13 protein-coding genes are annotated in these 16,991 nt (G+C 34.7%); 5 read left to right on the top strand and 8 right to left on the bottom strand.

The annotated features are described in order from the left end of the window. Positions 1-420: 420 nt before the first annotated feature. The 3 genes from F6U93_RS00170 to F6U93_RS00160 are packed head-to-tail and all read right to left on the bottom strand — an operon-like array spanning position 421 to position 3,031. Entirely contained in the window at positions 421-1,065 is a 645-nt protein-coding gene (locus F6U93_RS00170; RefSeq protein WP_150935656.1) for a response regulator transcription factor, read from the bottom strand. Next, positions 1,055-2,137: a sensor histidine kinase gene (locus tag F6U93_RS00165; RefSeq protein WP_150935653.1), complete on the bottom strand. Its 1,083-nt coding sequence runs from the start codon at positions 2,135-2,137 to the stop codon at positions 1,055-1,057. The genes F6U93_RS00170 and F6U93_RS00165 overlap by 11 nt, the downstream gene beginning before the upstream one ends. Before the next feature lie 12 nt (positions 2,138-2,149). Then, positions 2,150-3,031 (bottom strand): tetratricopeptide repeat protein, encoded by an 882-nt coding sequence (locus F6U93_RS00160; protein ID WP_150935652.1) that lies wholly within the window; start codon positions 3,029-3,031, stop codon positions 2,150-2,152. Positions 3,032-3,598: 567 nt separating this feature from the next. Between F6U93_RS00160 and F6U93_RS00150 the strand changes: the two genes are divergently transcribed. Together F6U93_RS00150 and F6U93_RS00145 are read left to right on the top strand one after the other, a co-directional pair. After that, positions 3,599-4,672 (top strand): T9SS type B sorting domain-containing protein, encoded by a 1,074-nt coding sequence (locus tag F6U93_RS00150; protein WP_191963423.1) that lies wholly within the window; start codon positions 3,599-3,601, stop codon positions 4,670-4,672. A gap of 3 nt (positions 4,673-4,675) precedes the next feature. Beyond that, entirely contained in the window at positions 4,676-5,584 is a 909-nt protein-coding gene (locus F6U93_RS00145; protein WP_150935648.1) for a PorP/SprF family type IX secretion system membrane protein, read from the top strand. A 26-nt stretch (positions 5,585-5,610) separates the two neighbouring features. Here the strand turns inward: F6U93_RS00145 and F6U93_RS00140 are convergent, their stop codons facing one another. The 5 genes from F6U93_RS00140 to recG all read right to left on the bottom strand — a co-directional run bounded on the left by F6U93_RS00140 (position 5,611) and on the right by recG (position 11,942). After that, complete coding sequence (locus F6U93_RS00140) at positions 5,611-6,027, bottom strand: thiol-disulfide oxidoreductase DCC family protein (protein WP_150935646.1); 417 nt, start codon at positions 6,025-6,027, stop codon at positions 5,611-5,613. After that, a complete protein-coding gene (locus F6U93_RS00135) occupies positions 6,024-8,189 on the bottom strand; it encodes an endonuclease MutS2 (protein ID WP_150935644.1) in 2,166 nt (721 codons plus the stop codon). Before F6U93_RS00135 ends, F6U93_RS00140 begins: the two co-directional genes overlap by 4 nt. A 108-nt stretch (positions 8,190-8,297) precedes the next feature. Then, positions 8,298-9,098 carry a M90 family metallopeptidase gene (locus F6U93_RS00130; protein ID WP_150935642.1) on the bottom strand — a complete coding sequence of 267 codons (801 nt, stop codon included), beginning with the start codon at positions 9,096-9,098 and terminating at the stop codon, positions 8,298-8,300. 75 nt (positions 9,099-9,173) lie between these two features. Beyond that, positions 9,174-9,755, bottom strand: coding sequence for a tRNA-(ms[2]io[6]A)-hydroxylase (miaE, locus tag F6U93_RS00125; protein ID WP_150935640.1), 582 nt, complete (start codon positions 9,753-9,755; stop codon positions 9,174-9,176). Positions 9,756-9,803: 48 nt separating this feature from the next. Next, positions 9,804-11,942, bottom strand: coding sequence for an ATP-dependent DNA helicase RecG (recG, locus tag F6U93_RS00120; RefSeq protein WP_150935638.1), 2,139 nt, complete (start codon positions 11,940-11,942; stop codon positions 9,804-9,806). 200 nt (positions 11,943-12,142) lie between these two features. Between recG and F6U93_RS00115 the strand changes: the two genes are divergently transcribed. From F6U93_RS00115 to F6U93_RS00105, 3 genes are all read left to right on the top strand, one after another. After that, entirely contained in the window at positions 12,143-13,831 is a 1,689-nt protein-coding gene (locus F6U93_RS00115) for a histidinol-phosphatase HisJ family protein (RefSeq protein WP_150935636.1), read from the top strand. Between the two features lie 303 nt (positions 13,832-14,134). Then, a complete protein-coding gene (locus F6U93_RS00110; protein ID WP_225312476.1) occupies positions 14,135-16,027 on the top strand; it encodes a M1 family metallopeptidase in 1,893 nt (630 codons plus the stop codon). A gap of 44 nt (positions 16,028-16,071) precedes the next feature. Next, entirely contained in the window at positions 16,072-16,983 is a 912-nt protein-coding gene (locus F6U93_RS00105) for a patatin-like phospholipase family protein (protein WP_150935632.1), read from the top strand. Positions 16,984-16,991 lie beyond the last annotated feature (8 nt).

Genomic DNA, 16,991 nt, shown 5'->3' with positions numbered 1-16,991 from the left:
TACTTTTTACCATACCACTTATACTGGTTTTTAGCGTTAAAATCGTAAACTCAAATTCTAATAAGGGTATTTCACCAATAGCGTCCTAAACGTTTTTAAACTATTTATAAAAACCTCCACCGTCATTGATTTTACCATATGACATAAGGAAATAGGGGTTTAATTTTAGTTTACATTTTATTTGGCCTATCGAAAATTTATCGTAAAATTTGAAGTGAAAGCCTCGTAAAATTTCAAGCTGTTTGAGCTAAACGAATGTATCAATTTACCTAAATTACTGTTGCGAGTTCTTGAAATTTAGAGGCTGAACGATAAATTTAGATAAAGGTTCGTAAGCCTAGATTTTTTTGGTTCGTTTTTTTATCAATGAAAAAAATGAATATATTAAATATTTAGGACAACATTGGTATTTCACCTTTATTATTCTGTAATATATTCCATTTTTAAAGCATATTTCGTAAGTCCTGCTAGGTTTCTCACTTGGAGTTTTGCAATCAGGTTTTTTCTATAGCTTTCAATAGTATGTTTACTTAAAAAGAGTTGGTCTGCAATCTCTTGGGTTGTAAATTCCTGTGCTATTAAAGAGATGACGTCAATTTCATGTTGGGTGAGTTTAATGTCTTCCTCTTTCTTTTTGTAGAATTTGTTTTCTAAAAAAATGTCTTTTATTTCCTTTGAAAAGTATTTTTCACCCTTTAAAATGGTTTCTATAGCGCGTAACAATTCATTCTTTTCTGCATTTTTAGGTACATAACCATCGACATCATTTTCAATAAGTTCGTCAATCATATCGGCATCGTTATGCATGCTTACCACAAGTGTTTTTACGCTTTTACTTTTTTCTTTTACTTTTTTGTTAAGCGCAATTCCGTCTAATTCAGGCATAGAAATATCAGTGATAATCAGATCTATTTTTTCATCTGGATTATTATCCAAAAACTTTATAACCTGAGTGCCACTTGTCGTTGTTAGTAAAATGTTGTAAGCCTCTTTTGTATTAAGAATGCTTAGTATGCCATCTAAGAACATTTTATGATCATCAACAATAATTAAATTATACTTCATTATGTACTGCGGTTAGAGTGGGGATTTCTATGTTTATTATCGTGCCTCTATTAATTCTAGAATCAATATTTAATGAGCCCCGAAATTTATTTAGTCTATTTTTTATGTTTTCATATCCAATGCCTTCTTTTTGGTGTTCTGGATTGAAACCAATACCATTATCTTCAAACAAAATATTCAGTTCATTTTCTATGAGATTAATTTGTAACTCAATAGATGTGGCCTTGGCGTGCTTAATGGTGTTCGTGGTTAATTCTTGAAAGATTTTAAATATTTCATTTTGTAAATCTTCGTTTAAAAGATTAATTTTTTCCTTAGGATAGGCGTTAAATTCACTATTGTCCCCCCAAATACTCTGAATGTATTCCTTTACGATATTGCAAAAATTATTTTTGCTAATTTTTTTAGAAATTAAATCATGAGATAAGTGCCGAACCTGCTCATAGGTTTCATCAAGTTGAAGATTAATAGTATTTATAGAATTAGCTTGATAATCGTTTACAGAGTTGTTAAGTTTAAGTTTTATGGCTGCCAAGTTACCACCAATACTATCGTGTAGTTCCTGGGCGATGCGTTTTCTTTCTTTGTCTTTACCTTTAACTGCGGCTTTTATTATTTTTAATTCTTGATCTGTAAGAAGCGCTGCAATTTCCTTTTTATTTATTTCTTCCTGTTTTTTGTTTAATTCACTTTGCGCTTGTAGTTTTTGGTAATAGATGTATTGTAAGCCTATAATTGGTACAAGGAGGATTAGGAAAGAGTATAAAATTATGTTTTTGTTGCTTTTTTCTTGTACAAGCTTTGCTTCTTGAATTTCTTGATCTTTTTTAAGTAAAATAATTTCGTTTTCTTTTTGAAGGGTTTTATATTTTACTTCAATCTCATTAACCTCTTTATCTTTTTGTAGCTGACTTATCGAATCTTTAATTTTATTAGATTTTGATATATATTGATAGGCTTGTTTATAATCGTTTTTGGCAATAAAGATGTTTTTTAAATTATCATATATTTCTTTTTGCTCATTTAAATATCCTAGTTCAATAGCAGTATGTAGTCCAAATGAAAAAACCAATTGAGCATCTTTTTATTGCTTGATATCATAGAAAATCCTTCCAATATCCAAGCGAGCGCTCAGCGCGAGTTGCATATATTCTTTGTCTTTAGATAAGAGGATGGCCTCATTATATAGCTTAATAGCTTCATCAATTTTATTTTGCGAATAGTAGTTTGCTGCTAGGCTTGTTTTTATGACTGCCAGCGCATAAAAATTTCTATGCCGTTCGCTAAGTTTTAAAGCTTTTTGATAAAATTCATTTGAGGTGTTATAATCTTTTAGAGATGCATAGATATCTCCCAGATTGATATAGCTACCATATATTATTTCGGCATCATCTTCATAGTTTAGGCATTTTTTGAACGTTTTTATAGCATTTTGGTAATCACCTAATTCCTTGTTAATATTAGCTAATCCATGTAAATGCATGTAATAAAGATTGTCTTCTTTATATTTTTGAGAGATAGCAAAACCTCTATAGTGCCATTTTTTACTTTCAGTTAAAAGCCCCTTTCTTTTATTATTTATAGCCAATAAGTTGTAAACAATACTATGAACTCTATTTTTTATTGAATCATTTTGAATTAATATACTGTGTTTTAGCGCCTGATTAGAGTAGTATAATGAAGAATCAATTAAATGCTTTGAATTAAAATAAGCCCCTAATAATAGATTAGTGTTTGTTCTTGATAAAGTATCAAGCTCTTTTTTAAGCAACTTATGCGCTATTCTATAGGCCTCATTCGGCTTGTTGCCATTAAGTAATGAAAATGCCTGAGTTATTTCATTTTCATAAGTTTTATTATCTAGCTGATTTTTATCAACATGTTCTTCTTTTAAGTCTTGTGCTTGTACAGTAAAAGTGTAAAGAATAAAAAGAAGCGTACTAATTTGAACAAACAATTTGGGCATAAAAACAAAACTAATAATTAAAATAAGATCAACAGCGATTTATAATTGGTTTTATAAATTTTTGAAGGTCTATTTATTAGGAATGTCGTTTAATGTTAAAAATGATTAACAAGTCTTTAAAAAAGTGGCTTCAAAATCGTTTTTCAATATTTAAAGGAATAGGAATGAAATGGCTGTCATCCATGCGCCCGTTAATAACCCCAAAAGACCAAGTTTACCTAGTTTCGGTGCTAATTTTAGCCTTAAAGATGCCCCTTTTTCAGCTCCAGACCTGGTTTTTGAAATGAACAGATTATTAATCAGTCCAAGGCTAACATAAAGCCTAAAACAGTTTCAATAACATTGCCTGAAAACAGAGTAATCCACCAAAGAGGAAATGTTTTAAGTAGATCTATATTTACTATAGACGATGTAATACCCCAAATACCCAAAAAACAAAATACGATCCCTATCCAACCTTGAAGGGGTTCAATTTTTTCGAGAAGCTCATTCGCATTAGGTTTTGTTGATAGCAATAAAGATGGAACGGCAATAATGCTCAATAAAATTAATGTAAATCCCCAGAACATGTTTTTTAGTATTAAAGTAGAGCAAACCATCACGATAAATGAAACTGAAAATCCTACGGCAAGTCATCCAGCTGCTATTAATGTGTCTTGTGCAGGCGATGTGCCTTTAGTAGATATTTCGGTATTTGCAGATGCTGCCGATAACTGTACGGCAACACCAACAGTAGCTTTTGTAAGTGATGTTGAAACTACGCCAGGAACTATTATTAGAACATACAGCGTTACCGATACCTCAGGAAACTATATAAATGTAGAGCAAATCATTACTGTAAACAATACTATTGCTCCAGAAATCACTTGCCAATCTAACATCACTCAAACGGTAGGTTTTGGGTTGGATACCGCTATTGTAAACTTCAATACGCCTGTAGGAACCGATAATTGTGCAGTTGATGCCGTAACACAAATAGCAGGTTTTGCTTCTGGTTCGGCTTTTCCAATAGGGGTAACAACGATTACTTATGAAGTTCGAGGTGCCGCAGGAAATTCTGTGACATGTAGTTTTGATGTTATTGTTGAAGATGAGGTGGTGGTTGATTGTAGCGTTGATGCTGGAGAAGATCAAAATATTGATGAAGGGGAGCAAGTTGAATTAAAAGCTTCAACGTCAATCTCAGGAACCTTAACCTGGTCACCAGCGGAAAGTTTAGCGCTTCAAATATTGAAACCCCATATAGCTAGTCCAACGGAAACTACGACTTATACGCTTAGTTTTAAATCTGAAGCGGGTTGTACTTCCGAAGATTTTGTAACCGTTTATGTTACCAAAAAAGAAGAAGACGATACCAAATATGGTTTTTCCCCTGATGGCGATGGTATTAATGAATTCTGGGAAATCGATGGTATTCAAAAATACCCTAAAAATACAGTTTTGATTTACAACAGGTGGGGAGATTTGGTTTTTGAGACTCAAGGTTACAATAACACTTCTAATGTGTTTAGAGGGCTTGCAAACCGAAAAAGAAATTGGGGCGCCGATCAATTACCTGAAGGCACCTATTTCTTTCAAATTAAAATAGAAGGTACTCACCATTTAAAAAAAGAAACAGGATTCCTTGTTTTAAAAAGATAATAAATGAATAATAAGTATATCATAACGGTAGCCATTGTGTTGTCAATTAGTTTTTTACAATCTTTATTTGCACAGCAAACTCCCGTGTTTTCAAATTACAGTAGTAATGGAGTTCTTATTAATCCAGCCTACGCAGGGTTTTACCCAAATGCAGACATTACTTTTACCAGTAGCGGACAATTAAATAAAGTAGAAGGCAGTCCAAAAACAATGAGTTTATTGGTTAATATGCCTACGGGCTCAGAGCATGTGGGGATCGCTGGGGGTGCTTATAGTGATCAAATTGGGGTGACTACGGCTACTCAGCTTTTTGGAACTTATTCTTATAAGTTGCTTTTCGATTCCGATCGAAATACTTGGTGGTCATACAATCCGCATGTGTTATCTTTTGGGATATCGGCAGGAGTGATGTTTTTCGATGAAAACCTTTTAGATTTAGGTATTCATAATGATCCAAATTTTGTAAATAACATCAGTACAACCATTCCAACTTTGGGGGCAGGCGTGCTTTACAATAGAGAACATGTTTATATTGGTTTATCGGCATCTAACCTTTTAGGTGATTCTCTATCATCTGAAGATAATATAGATGTTAAAGGCGCTTATTACATTTATGGGGGTTACCGTTTTTTTACCAATCGTTTTAAGGAAGTATTAATTACCCCAAGCATGCTTCTTAAATACGTTTCTGGATCTCCGTTTCAAGCGGATTTAAACACCAAAGTAAACTATAAAAATAAATTTGAATTAGGATTAGGGTACCGAACAGATGCATCGATAAATGCATTTGTGGGGCTTTATTTATTTGATCATTTAAAAGTGTTGTATAGCTATAACAAAATGATGAAAAATACCTTAGCGGGCGATAGTCATGGCATTGTATTAAGCTGGCGTTTAGGAGAAGGTTTCTAGTAAATAAAGCGCTAGTGAAGTGAGTTTTAATCCAAAAACTTACTTTTTAACTCAGGCGTGGGAATCATGCAAGCCTCCTTTTTACCATACCACTTATAGCGGTTTTTAGCGATAAAATCATAAACCCAATTTCTAATAAAGGCGGGAACAATTAAAAATACGCCCATTAAATTCGGAGGAAACCCTAAATGCGTGGCTATTTTTAAAGCTGCGGTAGATTTATGTTTTACACCGTTTTCGGGTGTATAAAGTAAGATAGAATCTGTTTTATTGGTGTCTATATTGTAGGTGTCTATAAGTTGTTTTCCAATGGTGCTTTGTAAAGCTGCAAACATAAATAGATCCTTTTTATCATGTTTAATAACATATTGCACGCTACTATCACATAGGTTACAAACCCCGTCAAAAAGTATTAGTTGTTTATGTTTTGGTAAATCGATCATTTTTTTGCTTCAACCAGTTCTAATTGGTCCATACTCACGTTAGTCGTAAACATACCGTAATTTACAACAGCTTTATTCTTTTCAATTTTATCTATGGTTCCAATAGCGCGGCCGTCCTCCATACGTACACGGTCGCCAAGCTTTAAAGTAGGCTTAGGTTTAGGAGCAGCAATGGCTTTCTGTTTCGCTACTTTTTTCTTTTCACGAATCACTTCAACTTTCTTTTCAGCTTCTTGTTTTACCTTTTGTTCCTTGGCTTTAATGGCTTTTTTCTGTTTTGCTGTAACCTTTTTACGTTTGGAGTTTTCTATTTGAACCACTTTAAAAAGTTCGGCCATTAATTCACGTTTCTTTTTATCGTCAAAGTATTTTTCAGCGATGTCATTGACCTTTTGGCCTAGATAAATTAAACGCTGATTGCTATCATATAATTCCTGATAGCTTTCTAATTTCTTCTGAATTTTAGCGTTTATTTCCTCTAATTTATCGGCTTCTTCAAGTTTTTTCTTTTCATTTTGTTTTAAAGATTGCCCTGTTTTTTCAAGTTTAGAGCGCTCTTTTTGAAGTTTGGCTATAGTGGCATCAAAACGGACTTTACTACGCTCAATCTTCTTTTTAGCACGGTTTATTAATCCGTAAGGAATACCATTTTTTTGAGCCACTTCAAAGGTGAAACTACTTCCGGCTTGACCGATAACTAGTTTAAACAACGGTTCTAAAGTGCGCTCATCAAAAAGCATATTAGCATTAAGCATATACGGCATTTCGTTAGCCAAAATCTTCAAATTAGAATAGTGGGTGGTAATAATACCAAAAGCCTCACGATGGTAAAACTCTTCTAAAAAGGTTTCCGCCAAAGCGCCACCAAGTTCAGGGTCTGATCCAGTACCGAATTCATCAATTAAGAAAAGGGTATTTTTATTACACTTTCTTAAAAAGTAATTCATTTGTTTTAAACGGTAACTGTAAGTACTTAGGTGGTTTTCAATAGATTGATTATCTCCAATATCACTTAAAATTCTATCAAATAAACAGACTTTACTGCGTTCATGTACAGGAATAAGCATACCACTTTGCAGCATCACTTGTAGTAAACCTACTGTTTTTAATGTGATACTTTTTCCGCCGGCATTGGGTCCTGAGATAACAATAATGCGGCTATCTTCTTTTAATTTAACAGTCTGCGGAAAGGTTTTTTCTTTCTTTTCTAGATTACTTAAATATAAAATTGGGTGATAAGCATCACGTAAATACATGGTTTTTTCTTCCGATAGTTCAGGAAGAATCGCGTTCATGGATTTGGCATATTTCGCTTTCGCGGAAATCACGTCTATAGCAATCAAAAAGTTCTGATAATCTTCTAAGAGTGGTAAAAACGGACGAATAAAATCGGTAACTTCTTTTAGAATGCGTACAATTTCTTCATGTTCTTCGTATTCTAAATTATTAAGCTCTCTAGTGTGTTGTAAGGTTGTTTCCGGCTCTATGTAAACGATACTTCCTGTTTTACTACCGCCCATTATAGCGCCTCTAACTTTACGGCGGTACATGGCTTTTACGGCTAAAACACGTTTATTGTCTACTACAGATTCTCTAATGTCATCCAGATATTCTAAGCTGTGGTAAGTGTTTAAGGCTGTTGCGAAACTGGCGTTAATTTTACCTTTAATCTTGTTTATAGACTGTCGTAGCTCGTATAATAGGGTGGAAGCATGGTCTTTAATATCACCAAACCGATCTACAATGGCATCAACTTTTTCAATAAGTAGCTTGGTCACTTCAATATGTGAAGCAAACTGATAAAGATTCGGGTAATATTCTTCAAATTTCTTTAGGAAAATCACGATGTCATTAACCGTTGTAGACATGGCTACAATTTTCTTTAAACCATGAACTTCTAAAAAGGTGTTTTCAATATTTAAAAGCTGTAGTTCTTTGGTGATCGCATCAAAACCGTGGTTAGGTATGCGATTGTCGTTGTAAAAAGACGACACGTATTCGTTGGTTAATTGTAACGAAAAAAGGAGCTCCTCTTTATTTTTATAGGGTGCAATTTCTAAGGCTTTTTGGTGGCCAAGTGGCGTAATGCAGTGTTCGCTAACCTGCTGTAAAACCGTTTGAAACTCTAAATCTTGTAATGTTTTATGATGAATGTGAATCATGCGTAATTATAGCCTCTATGATTTAAGGAATGCAAAGTTAATCAATCTGTTTGAGAAGTTTAACCGTAATGATAGTGTTCTACGTAGGGAGAAAACATTGTTAATTTTTCAAATTTTTTTCTCTAAGTCTCTATCTGCCATCTTTTGGTTAAAAACTTTTTCTAAGAGATCATATAATTCAGGATGCTTTTTTTTAAGTAATTTGGGGCGTTCAAAGAAGTATTCGCTAATCACCGAAAAGAATTCAGCTCTATTGGTGCCTCCATAAGGGTTTATGTCTGAATGACCTTCGTGAATGTTATCAATTTCCTTGCTAATGATGTCTATCCAGGGAATTACATATTGTTTTTCCATCAAAACAGATGGAATACCATCGATAGGGCCTCCTGTTTTATCAATTAAATGTACGAACTCATGAATAGCGGTGTTTTTCTTATCTGATGCATTTTCAAACCCTAAATGCAATGCTTGCTTAGAAAGTACCATAGAGCCATTCATGCCGCCATTGCCAACCATTCCTAAAACAAACCGGTCATCACCTTCAATATTAAAGTCTTTGTTGAATGAATTAGGGTAAATAAGCACTTCACTAATGTTGGAATAGGTCCAATGGTCAAAACCAAAAACAGGAATTACAGCACTGGAAGCAACAAGTAATTCATCTGTTAAATCAACTGTGGTTTGTATACCCGTAACTTTGCAATTTAAAAGAAATTCTTGAACTTGATATTCAAACTTTGTTTGTTCGGTTTTAGATAGAGCGTTGTAAAAATTAATTTTATCAATTAAAATGTCTCTCCATGCTTTTGGAAATGGTGTTTCCGGATTTTTCCAAGCATGATTCTTTTTGTATTTCCAGAAGAAAAATAAAATAATAGCGATGATAATTAAACTTATAGATAGGCTCATAAAGGTGCTGCGTATTGCAGTTTTACATGTTGGTTAATTTAAGTAACTGTTTTGAGAGTATATGGTTTGATAGGATTAGCCATGAATGGTTTCACTCTTTCCGTAGTTTTGAATGACTTTGGCTTCAAATTCAATAAGTTCCTTCCAGCGTTTGTCAACATCTACATCTTGTCCGTATTGACGCGCAAACTTTAAAAACGTAGTATAATGTCCTGCTTCGCTAATCATCAATTCATGATAAAATTTAGAAAGTTCGGGATCTTTTATGCGTTTAGAAAGCAATTTAAAACGTTCACAGCTTCTGGCTTCAATCATTGCTGAAAACAAAAGGCGGTCTACCATGCTTTGTACGCGGTTTCCGCCTTTATTCATGAATTTATAAAGTTCGTTGACGTAACTATCTTTACGTTCACGACCTAATGTGTACCCACGTTTTTTAATAATATCGTGTACCATTTGAAAATGCTCTAGTTCTTCTTTGGCGAGTTCTAAGAGTTCGGTAACTAAATCGGTGTGTTCAGAGTTTAACGTGATAATAGTGATGGCGTTGGTAGCTGCTTTTTGTTCGCACCAAGCGTGATCTGTGAGGATTTCTTCAATGTTAGACTCTACAATATTTACCCATCTTGGGTCAGTGGCTAATTTTAAACCGAGCATGTTTTTCTGTTTTTTGTAAAAGTAGTTATAAACACTGTATTTAAGGAATTAGCTGATATAATTCCAGATGTTTTTAAACTTAGTAAGCTGTTTATAGGTATTTAAAACCACATGATGGTCATGAAGTTCTAACTTAGGGTCTGTATTTAGTATGTTTTTCGCATGATAACGGGCATGCTGTAAAATATCATTATCCTTTATTATGTCTGCAATTTTTAGGTTTAATACACCGCTTTGTTGGGTGCCCATAATATCTCCAGGACCACGTAATCGCAAGTCAACTTCAGCTATTTCAAAGCCGTCATTGGTTTTGGTCATGGTTTCTAAGCGGGTTTTGCTATCGGCACTCAATTTATGACCGGTCATAAGAATACAGTAGCTCTGTTCAGCGCCACGACCTACACGACCTCTTAACTGGTGTAATTGCGATAAACCAAAGCGTTCGGCACTTTCAATAATCATCACAGAAGCATTAGGAACATTGACGCCTACTTCTATAACAGTTGTTGCCACCATGATTTGCGTTTCACCTTTAATGAAACGCTGCATTTCAAATTCTTTATCAGCAGGTTTCATTTGTCCGTGTACAATTGAAATTTGATATTCTGGCATAGGGAAGTCTCTAGCGATGCTTTCATAGCCATCCATCAAATCTTTATAATCCATTTTTTCGCTTTCTTGAATAAGTGGATAAACGATATAAACTTGTCGGCCTTTAGAAATTTCGTCACGAATAAAACGGAAGACGTTCAAGCGGTTTTTATCATAGCGATGCACGGTTTTTATAGACTTCCTTCCAGGGGGTAATTCATCGATAACGGAGATGTCTAAATCACCATAAACCGACATGGCTAAGGTGCGTGGAATTGGCGTTGCCGTCATCACTAAAATGTGGGGTGGTATGGTCCCATCCCCATGGGAGGATTGAGGAGGGCTTGTTGGACCCTTACGCCACAATTTACTTCTTTGAGCCACACCAAAACGGTGTTGTTCATCGATGATAGCAAGGCCTAAATTTTGAAATTTCACCTTGTCTTCAAGAATGGCATGTGTGCCAATTAAGATCTGTAATTCACCATTTTCTAGAGCTTCGTGAATTTTTCGTCTTTCTGAAGTTTTACTTGAACCAGTTAAGATTGAGATACTGATATTGAGGTTTTTACACATGTCAAGTAATCCGTTATAGTGCTGGACTGACAAAATTTCAGTTGGCGCCATTAAGCAAGCTTGAAAACCGTTGTCAAGTGCCATGAGCATTGACATGAAGGCTACAATGGTCTTTCCAGAACCTACATCACCTTGTAAAAGGCGATTCATTTGGGCATTACTCCCCAAATCGGCACGAATTTCTTTTAAAACCCGCTTTTGTGCACCGGTTAAATCGAAGGGTAATTGTTCTTTGAAAAAGGTGTTAAAGTAGTCACCTACTTTTTCAAAAGGAAGCCCTTTTATCTTCGATTTATGGATGCGATTTTTGATGATTAATTGCAGCTGAATATAAAATAACTCTTCAAATTTTAATCGGAATTGCGCTCTGGAAAGTAGCTCTGGACTCTTCGGAAAATGCACGTTAAAAAGTGCTGAAGATTTGCTGATTAATTTCAATTCTGAACGTAAATTTTCGGGTAAGGTTTCAGTAAATTTCCCGCCAGAATCCATGAATAATTGCTGCATGATTTTGCTTAAAACACGATTGCTTATTCCTCGGTTTGCTAATTTTTCAGTAGAAGGATAAATAGGTTGTAAAGCCGAACGTAAATTCTTTTCATGGTCTTCCAGTAATTCTACATCAGGATGCGCGATGTTATATTTTCCGCCAAAAGCGGTAGCTTTTCCAAAAACAACATAAGAGGTGTTGGCCTTTAAGCGCTCTCGTATCCATTTTTGTCCGCGAAACCAAACCAATTCCATGACCCCGGTACCGTCTTGAAAGGTGGCAACGAGTCGTTTGCCGCGTTTTTGACCTACTTCTTTAAAACCTGTAATTTTTCCAATAATTTGAACATCGGCATTGTTGGGTTGTAATTCGTTGATTTTATAATAACGCGTACGGTCAATGTATCGGTTTGGAAATAAATTGATTAAGTCTTGATAGGTGTGTATGCCAAGCTCCTTGCGTAATAAATCGGCTCGACTTGAGCCTACGCCTTTTAAGTAATCTATGGGAGTTTGTAGGTTGATAGACATAATGAGCGAATTTAATCATTTCAAATAAAAATAAAACACTTATTGAATTCTTAATATCTCCTTAGATTTTAAAAATTATTGATGGAATTTAAGAAGTATCAATAAAATTTAGTGAAAAGCATTAAGTTTTAGTTAATAATTCTCTTGCAATGGTTAAATTTGTTGTTCTTAAAAGAGACGATTTAAAGTTATATTAATTAATGAGAAAGCTCAACGAATTTATATGGGAAACGCATGGTATTCATGCAGGAACCGAACAGGATCACGTAAAACATGGTATCGATAAGTTAGAAGATATTATTGATAAAGCCATAGAAGCGAATAACCCGAGTATTACATTTATTATTCACTCGCCGCGATTAACTAATTTTAGATACACGGCAGAAAAGGATACTAATGTGAAGTTTATTCGTGGTAACAGATCCTATTTAAACTACCCGAAGCGAATTGCTAATTTGCGTAAAAAATATGCAGGGAAGATTAACATTAAATTTGGTGTTGAGCTAGAATGGATGGGGCCTGATTTAGGTTTGCAGTGGAGTCGTTCTAAGATTTTTCAAGCTGAAGACGCCGATTATGTTATCGGTTCGGTGCATTTTGCTCCTGAAGGCTTGCCGTATGATGGTTCTAAAGAAGAAGCTGAAGCATTATTAAAATTAAGAGGAAGTTTAGAAGCTTATTGGGATGGTTATTTCAATGAAATGATTCAAATGATTGAGAGTTTTGGTGATATGATCCAAATTATTGGTCATATTGATTTACCAAAATTGAATGTGGACATGCCTGAGGCTTTGGTGAATTTTGAAACCAGTTCACACCCATTGGCTAATAAGTTTAGAACGCTTTTAGAGTTAATAGCTGATAGAAACTTATCACTAGATGTTAACATGGCTGGAAAGTTTAAAGGTGTAGGTGTGTATCCGGTGCAAAGTATTTTGCGTCGTGCGCATCAGCTTCAAATTCCGGTTTGTGTTGGAACAGATACACATCACGTGCGTTATTATGGATTAAACTATAAAGAAAGTTTAGAGTATATTCAGGAAGCTGGTTATGAGAGCTATGTGAGTTATTCGAAATTAATTCCTGAAAATCGTACCATTTATGACGATCATGAATTAAAAGTAAAATACACGGTTTTAAATAAAGGAATTGAGTTGTTAAATCAACGTTTGGATGATACTGAAAGACGTATTATCCCAGATTTTTCATTTGGAGGGTCTTTTTCAGAATTTGTAGATTTATACAAGAATTCTACAGGGATGGGTGATTATAACGCTATTCGTATTAGAAAATCAGGGAAATCCATTACGGTGACTAATGAAATTCCTAAAATGTCTGGGCAAAAGGTAAACGGGCTCTTCTCTGAGCATCTAGATCAGCCAGGAGTGATTTCTTCGCTGTTTAATACTTTAGCTTCAGAAGGAATTAATGTGGAAACAGCACGTTTAAGGTCAAATAAAGATGGTACAGCTGAAGCTTTTCTTTCTTTAAGTGAAGATAATGGAAACGTGAAAAGTGCTATCGATTTTATTAACGGAACAGACACAGGAATCTTTAGTAAACTGACTTATAAAGAGAATGCTAAGCTTCCTAATTACTATAGAGAAGGTGTTTATTTACTAGAAATGGACGGCGTGGCTTTAAACTTAGCTTTAAGTGAAAAAGTGATTCTTACTAAACATAGAAATTCACCTGGAGTCTTATTGATTTTACTATCGGCATTAGCTTCTAAAAACATCAATATCGCCGATTTAAGACTAGGGAAGCTTAATGATATTGGGTATTCAGCCATAGCGGTAAAAGGTGATAGCAACGTAATTAAGAACTTGTTAACTAAACTTGGCGATCAATATTACGAAGCTAACCTAATAGAGTTCCATAGTTTTTAAGGCTTGTTAAAAATAATGTAGAAACTTTTTTCAAGTCTTCTATAAAAAAAACACTTTCAACGCATTTTTTATGATGTTGAAAGTGTTTTTTTTTTTTTTTTAAATTGAAGAGATTTCTTGATTATTTAGGTTAGCACAATGAGACCCTTCAGGTTTTTAAAACCTGAAGGGTCTATTGAGTATATTATTCTTGAAATTTTATGTATTTTGGTATTTCTTTGAGTCTTCAAATTTATGAATAGAATCCTACTAATTATTTTTTGCATAAGCAGTTGCTTGAGTTTCTCTCAGCAAATTAATGACGTGGACTTTAAAACAGCAAAAGTTGATATCTCTTTTGGTGATTTACTCGCTAAAGAGGTTGTAGGTACTGTAGTTTATGAGTTTGATGTACTTCGAGATGTGGATTCTGTTTATATTGATGCTCAAAATTTCAGAACTATTTCCGCTATTTTAGATGACAACAAAGAGTTAGGTGTTTACAATGGGAAACATCTTGTAATTAAACAAGCTTTTAAAGCGAATACGTCACATCAATTAAAAATAAGCTGGAAAGTGCAGCCTAAAAAAGCACTTTATTTTATTGACTGGGAATACATTCAAGGACATCGTCAAATCTGGACGCAGGGGCAGGGGAAATACACCAGTAATTGGATGCCTAGTTTTGATGATATGAACGAGAAGGTAGAATTTGACTTAAGCATCACGTTTGATAAGAGTTATGAGGTTATTGGTAACGGTAAACTCATTAATAAAACCTATTCCGGAGACAATACCACTTGGCATTTTGATATGCGCAAACCTATGTCTAGTTATTTAGTGGCGTTTGCTATTGGTGAGTATGCTAAAAAAACAAGAATTTCTAATAATGGCGTGGCTTTAGAAATGTATTATTACCCTGAAGATGCCAATAAATTTGAACCTACTTACAGGTATATGCAGCAAATGTTTGATTTCTTGCAACAAGAAATTGGCGTGCCATACCCTTGGCAGAACTACAAGCAAATTCCTGTAAAGGACTTTCTTTATGCTGGTATGGAAAATACTGGGGCTACTATTTTTTCGGATGCTTATTTAATTGATGAAACCGCGTTTGTTGATAAAAACTACGTCAATGTAAATGCCCATGAACTCGCGCACCAATGGTTTGGTGATTTGATTACTGAAACTTCAGGGACTCACCATTGGTTACAAGAGGGTTTTGCGACCTATTTTGCGCTTTTGGTAGAGCGGGAAGTGTTTGGTGAGGACTATTACCAATACAAACTCTACGAGTACGCTCAGGAGTTATTAGATCAAGATAAAGCCGGAAGAAGCACAGCACTTTTAGACCCGAAATCAAGCAGTACGACGTTTTACAAAAAAGGTGCTTGGGTACTCACTTTATTGTATGATAAAGTTGGGGAAAAGGATTTTAAGAAAGCTGTAAAAACATATTTAGATAAACATCAATACAAAAACGTAGAAACTCAAGACTTTATAAGAGAAGTAGAAGCGTCAAGCGGTAAAAAATTATCAGATTTTGTTGATATTTGGTTAAAATCTGCAGACTATCATTATGACCTCATAGAAGGTTTTATGAGGAAGAATTTCAAGAACTATAAAGGCTTTTTAAAACTTGATTGTGAGGCTTCAAAAGAAAAATGCATGAAGTTTTTAGAGGATTCTGAAAATAAGTACATGAATGCCGAAGTCATTAGGCAATTAGGAGGCGATTTGCCTGATTCCATTTTTAACTTGAAATCCATTAAAGAACGCCAAGCAATCGCACAGTCCTTATCTACTATTCCAGAGGAATTTAAAGTAGATTATGAAACTTTGCTTCAGGATAAGTCTTATACCACGGTGGAAGCCGCTTTGTATAATTTGTGGAGTAATTTCCCAGATGATAATAAGTTGTATTTAGCGCAAACCAAAGGTATGGAGGGATTCAATGATAAAAACATACGCATACTTTGGTTGACCTTAGCATTAATTACTGAAGATTTTGAACCTGAGAATACGACACTGTATTTTAATGAATTAACTGGCTATACGCGACCGAAATACGGATTTGAAACCCGCCAAAATGCTTTTGCGTATTTAAATCAAATTCGTGCCTGTCAGGCAGAGTGTCAGGAAAACTTAAAGGAAGCTGAAAAGCATCATAACTGGCGATTTTCAAAGTTTGCCAAACAACTCTTAAGCGAGGAATAGTAGGGGTTTAGTTAATATTTATAATTACAAATAAACGATTCAATTTGAAAGCATTAGTCATTTCTGGAGGAGGGAGTAAAGGCGCATACGCAGGTGGTGTGGCCGAATATTTAATTAAGGAAGAAAAACGCGATTACGATTTGTATTTGGGTACTTCTACAGGAAGCATGCTAATTCCGCATTTAGCGGCAGGAAAAATTGATGAAATACATGAGGTGTTTACCAATGTTAATCAGCGAAATATTTTTAGTGTAAATCCTTTTGTAGTACGCAAAAAAGGAGATCGTGAGTTTGTGTCTATCGATTTTATAAATTCCTTATGGCAGTTTATTAAAATGAAGCGCACCTTTGGGGAGAGTAAAGCCCTGAGACGTTATTTTAGAAAGCATTTTACAAAGGCGTATTATGATCAAATTAAAGCGACTAAAGAAGATGTTGTGGTGACGGTTTCCAATTTATCAAAAAATATGGTAGAGTATAAGTCGATTAAAGATTTTACTTATGAAGAGTTTTGTGATTGGGTATGGATTTCCTGTAACTATATACCGTTTATGTCTTTGGTAGAAAAGGATGGCTTTGAGTACGCCGATGGCGCTTTTGGTTGTGTGGTGCCAATTCGTGAAGCGATTTTAAGAGGTGCTACAGAAATTGATGCGATTATTTTAGAGTCGGAAAACATGCAATACAACAAGGTACTCGGAAAAAATCCGTATTCGCTGATGCTGAATTTATTCGGACACCTTCTTGATCAAGTAGAGCGTAGTGATATCCTAATCGGGAAACTAGCTGCTAAAAACCGTGACGTCAAACTGAATTTGTACTACACACCATCAAGACTCACCGAAAACTCATTAATTTTCAATAAAAAACTTATGACCGATTGGTGGGACAAAGGCTATCATTATGCTAAAGAAAAGTGTAAAGCGGCACAGTCGAATGAGCTTCGAATGGAATAGGTTTTTTA

Origin of the sequence: Pseudotamlana haliotis (assembly GCF_008806375.1) — a bacterium.
Taxonomy (GTDB): domain Bacteria; phylum Bacteroidota; class Bacteroidia; order Flavobacteriales; family Flavobacteriaceae; genus Pseudotamlana; species Pseudotamlana haliotis.
This window is presented reverse-complemented; position numbering and strand designations above follow the sequence as displayed.

Excerpts from the sequence above, each read along its gene's own strand:
- F6U93_RS00130 (WP_150935642.1), bottom strand. The coding sequence starts at position 9,098 with ATGAGCCTATCTATAAGTTTAATTATCATCGCTATTATTTTATTTTTC.
- miaE (WP_150935640.1), bottom strand. The coding sequence starts at position 9,755 with ATGCTCGGTTTAAAATTAGCCACTGACCCAAGATGGGTAAATATTGTA.
- F6U93_RS00115 (WP_150935636.1), top strand. The coding sequence starts at position 12,143 with ATGAGAAAGCTCAACGAATTTATATGGGAAACGCATGGTATTCATGCA.
- F6U93_RS00145 (WP_150935648.1), top strand. The coding sequence starts at position 4,676 with ATGAATAATAAGTATATCATAACGGTAGCCATTGTGTTGTCAATTAGT.
- F6U93_RS00140 (WP_150935646.1), bottom strand. The coding sequence starts at position 6,027 with ATGATCGATTTACCAAAACATAAACAACTAATACTTTTTGACGGGGTT.
- F6U93_RS00160 (WP_150935652.1), bottom strand. The coding sequence starts at position 3,031 with ATGCCCAAATTGTTTGTTCAAATTAGTACGCTTCTTTTTATTCTTTAC.
- F6U93_RS00135 (WP_150935644.1), bottom strand. The coding sequence starts at position 8,189 with ATGATTCACATTCATCATAAAACATTACAAGATTTAGAGTTTCAAACG.
- F6U93_RS00150 (WP_191963423.1), top strand. The coding sequence starts at position 3,599 with ATGTTTTTTAGTATTAAAGTAGAGCAAACCATCACGATAAATGAAACT.
- recG (WP_150935638.1), bottom strand. The coding sequence starts at position 11,942 with ATGTCTATCAACCTACAAACTCCCATAGATTACTTAAAAGGCGTAGGC.
- F6U93_RS00170 (WP_150935656.1), bottom strand. The coding sequence starts at position 1,065 with ATGAAGTATAATTTAATTATTGTTGATGATCATAAAATGTTCTTAGAT.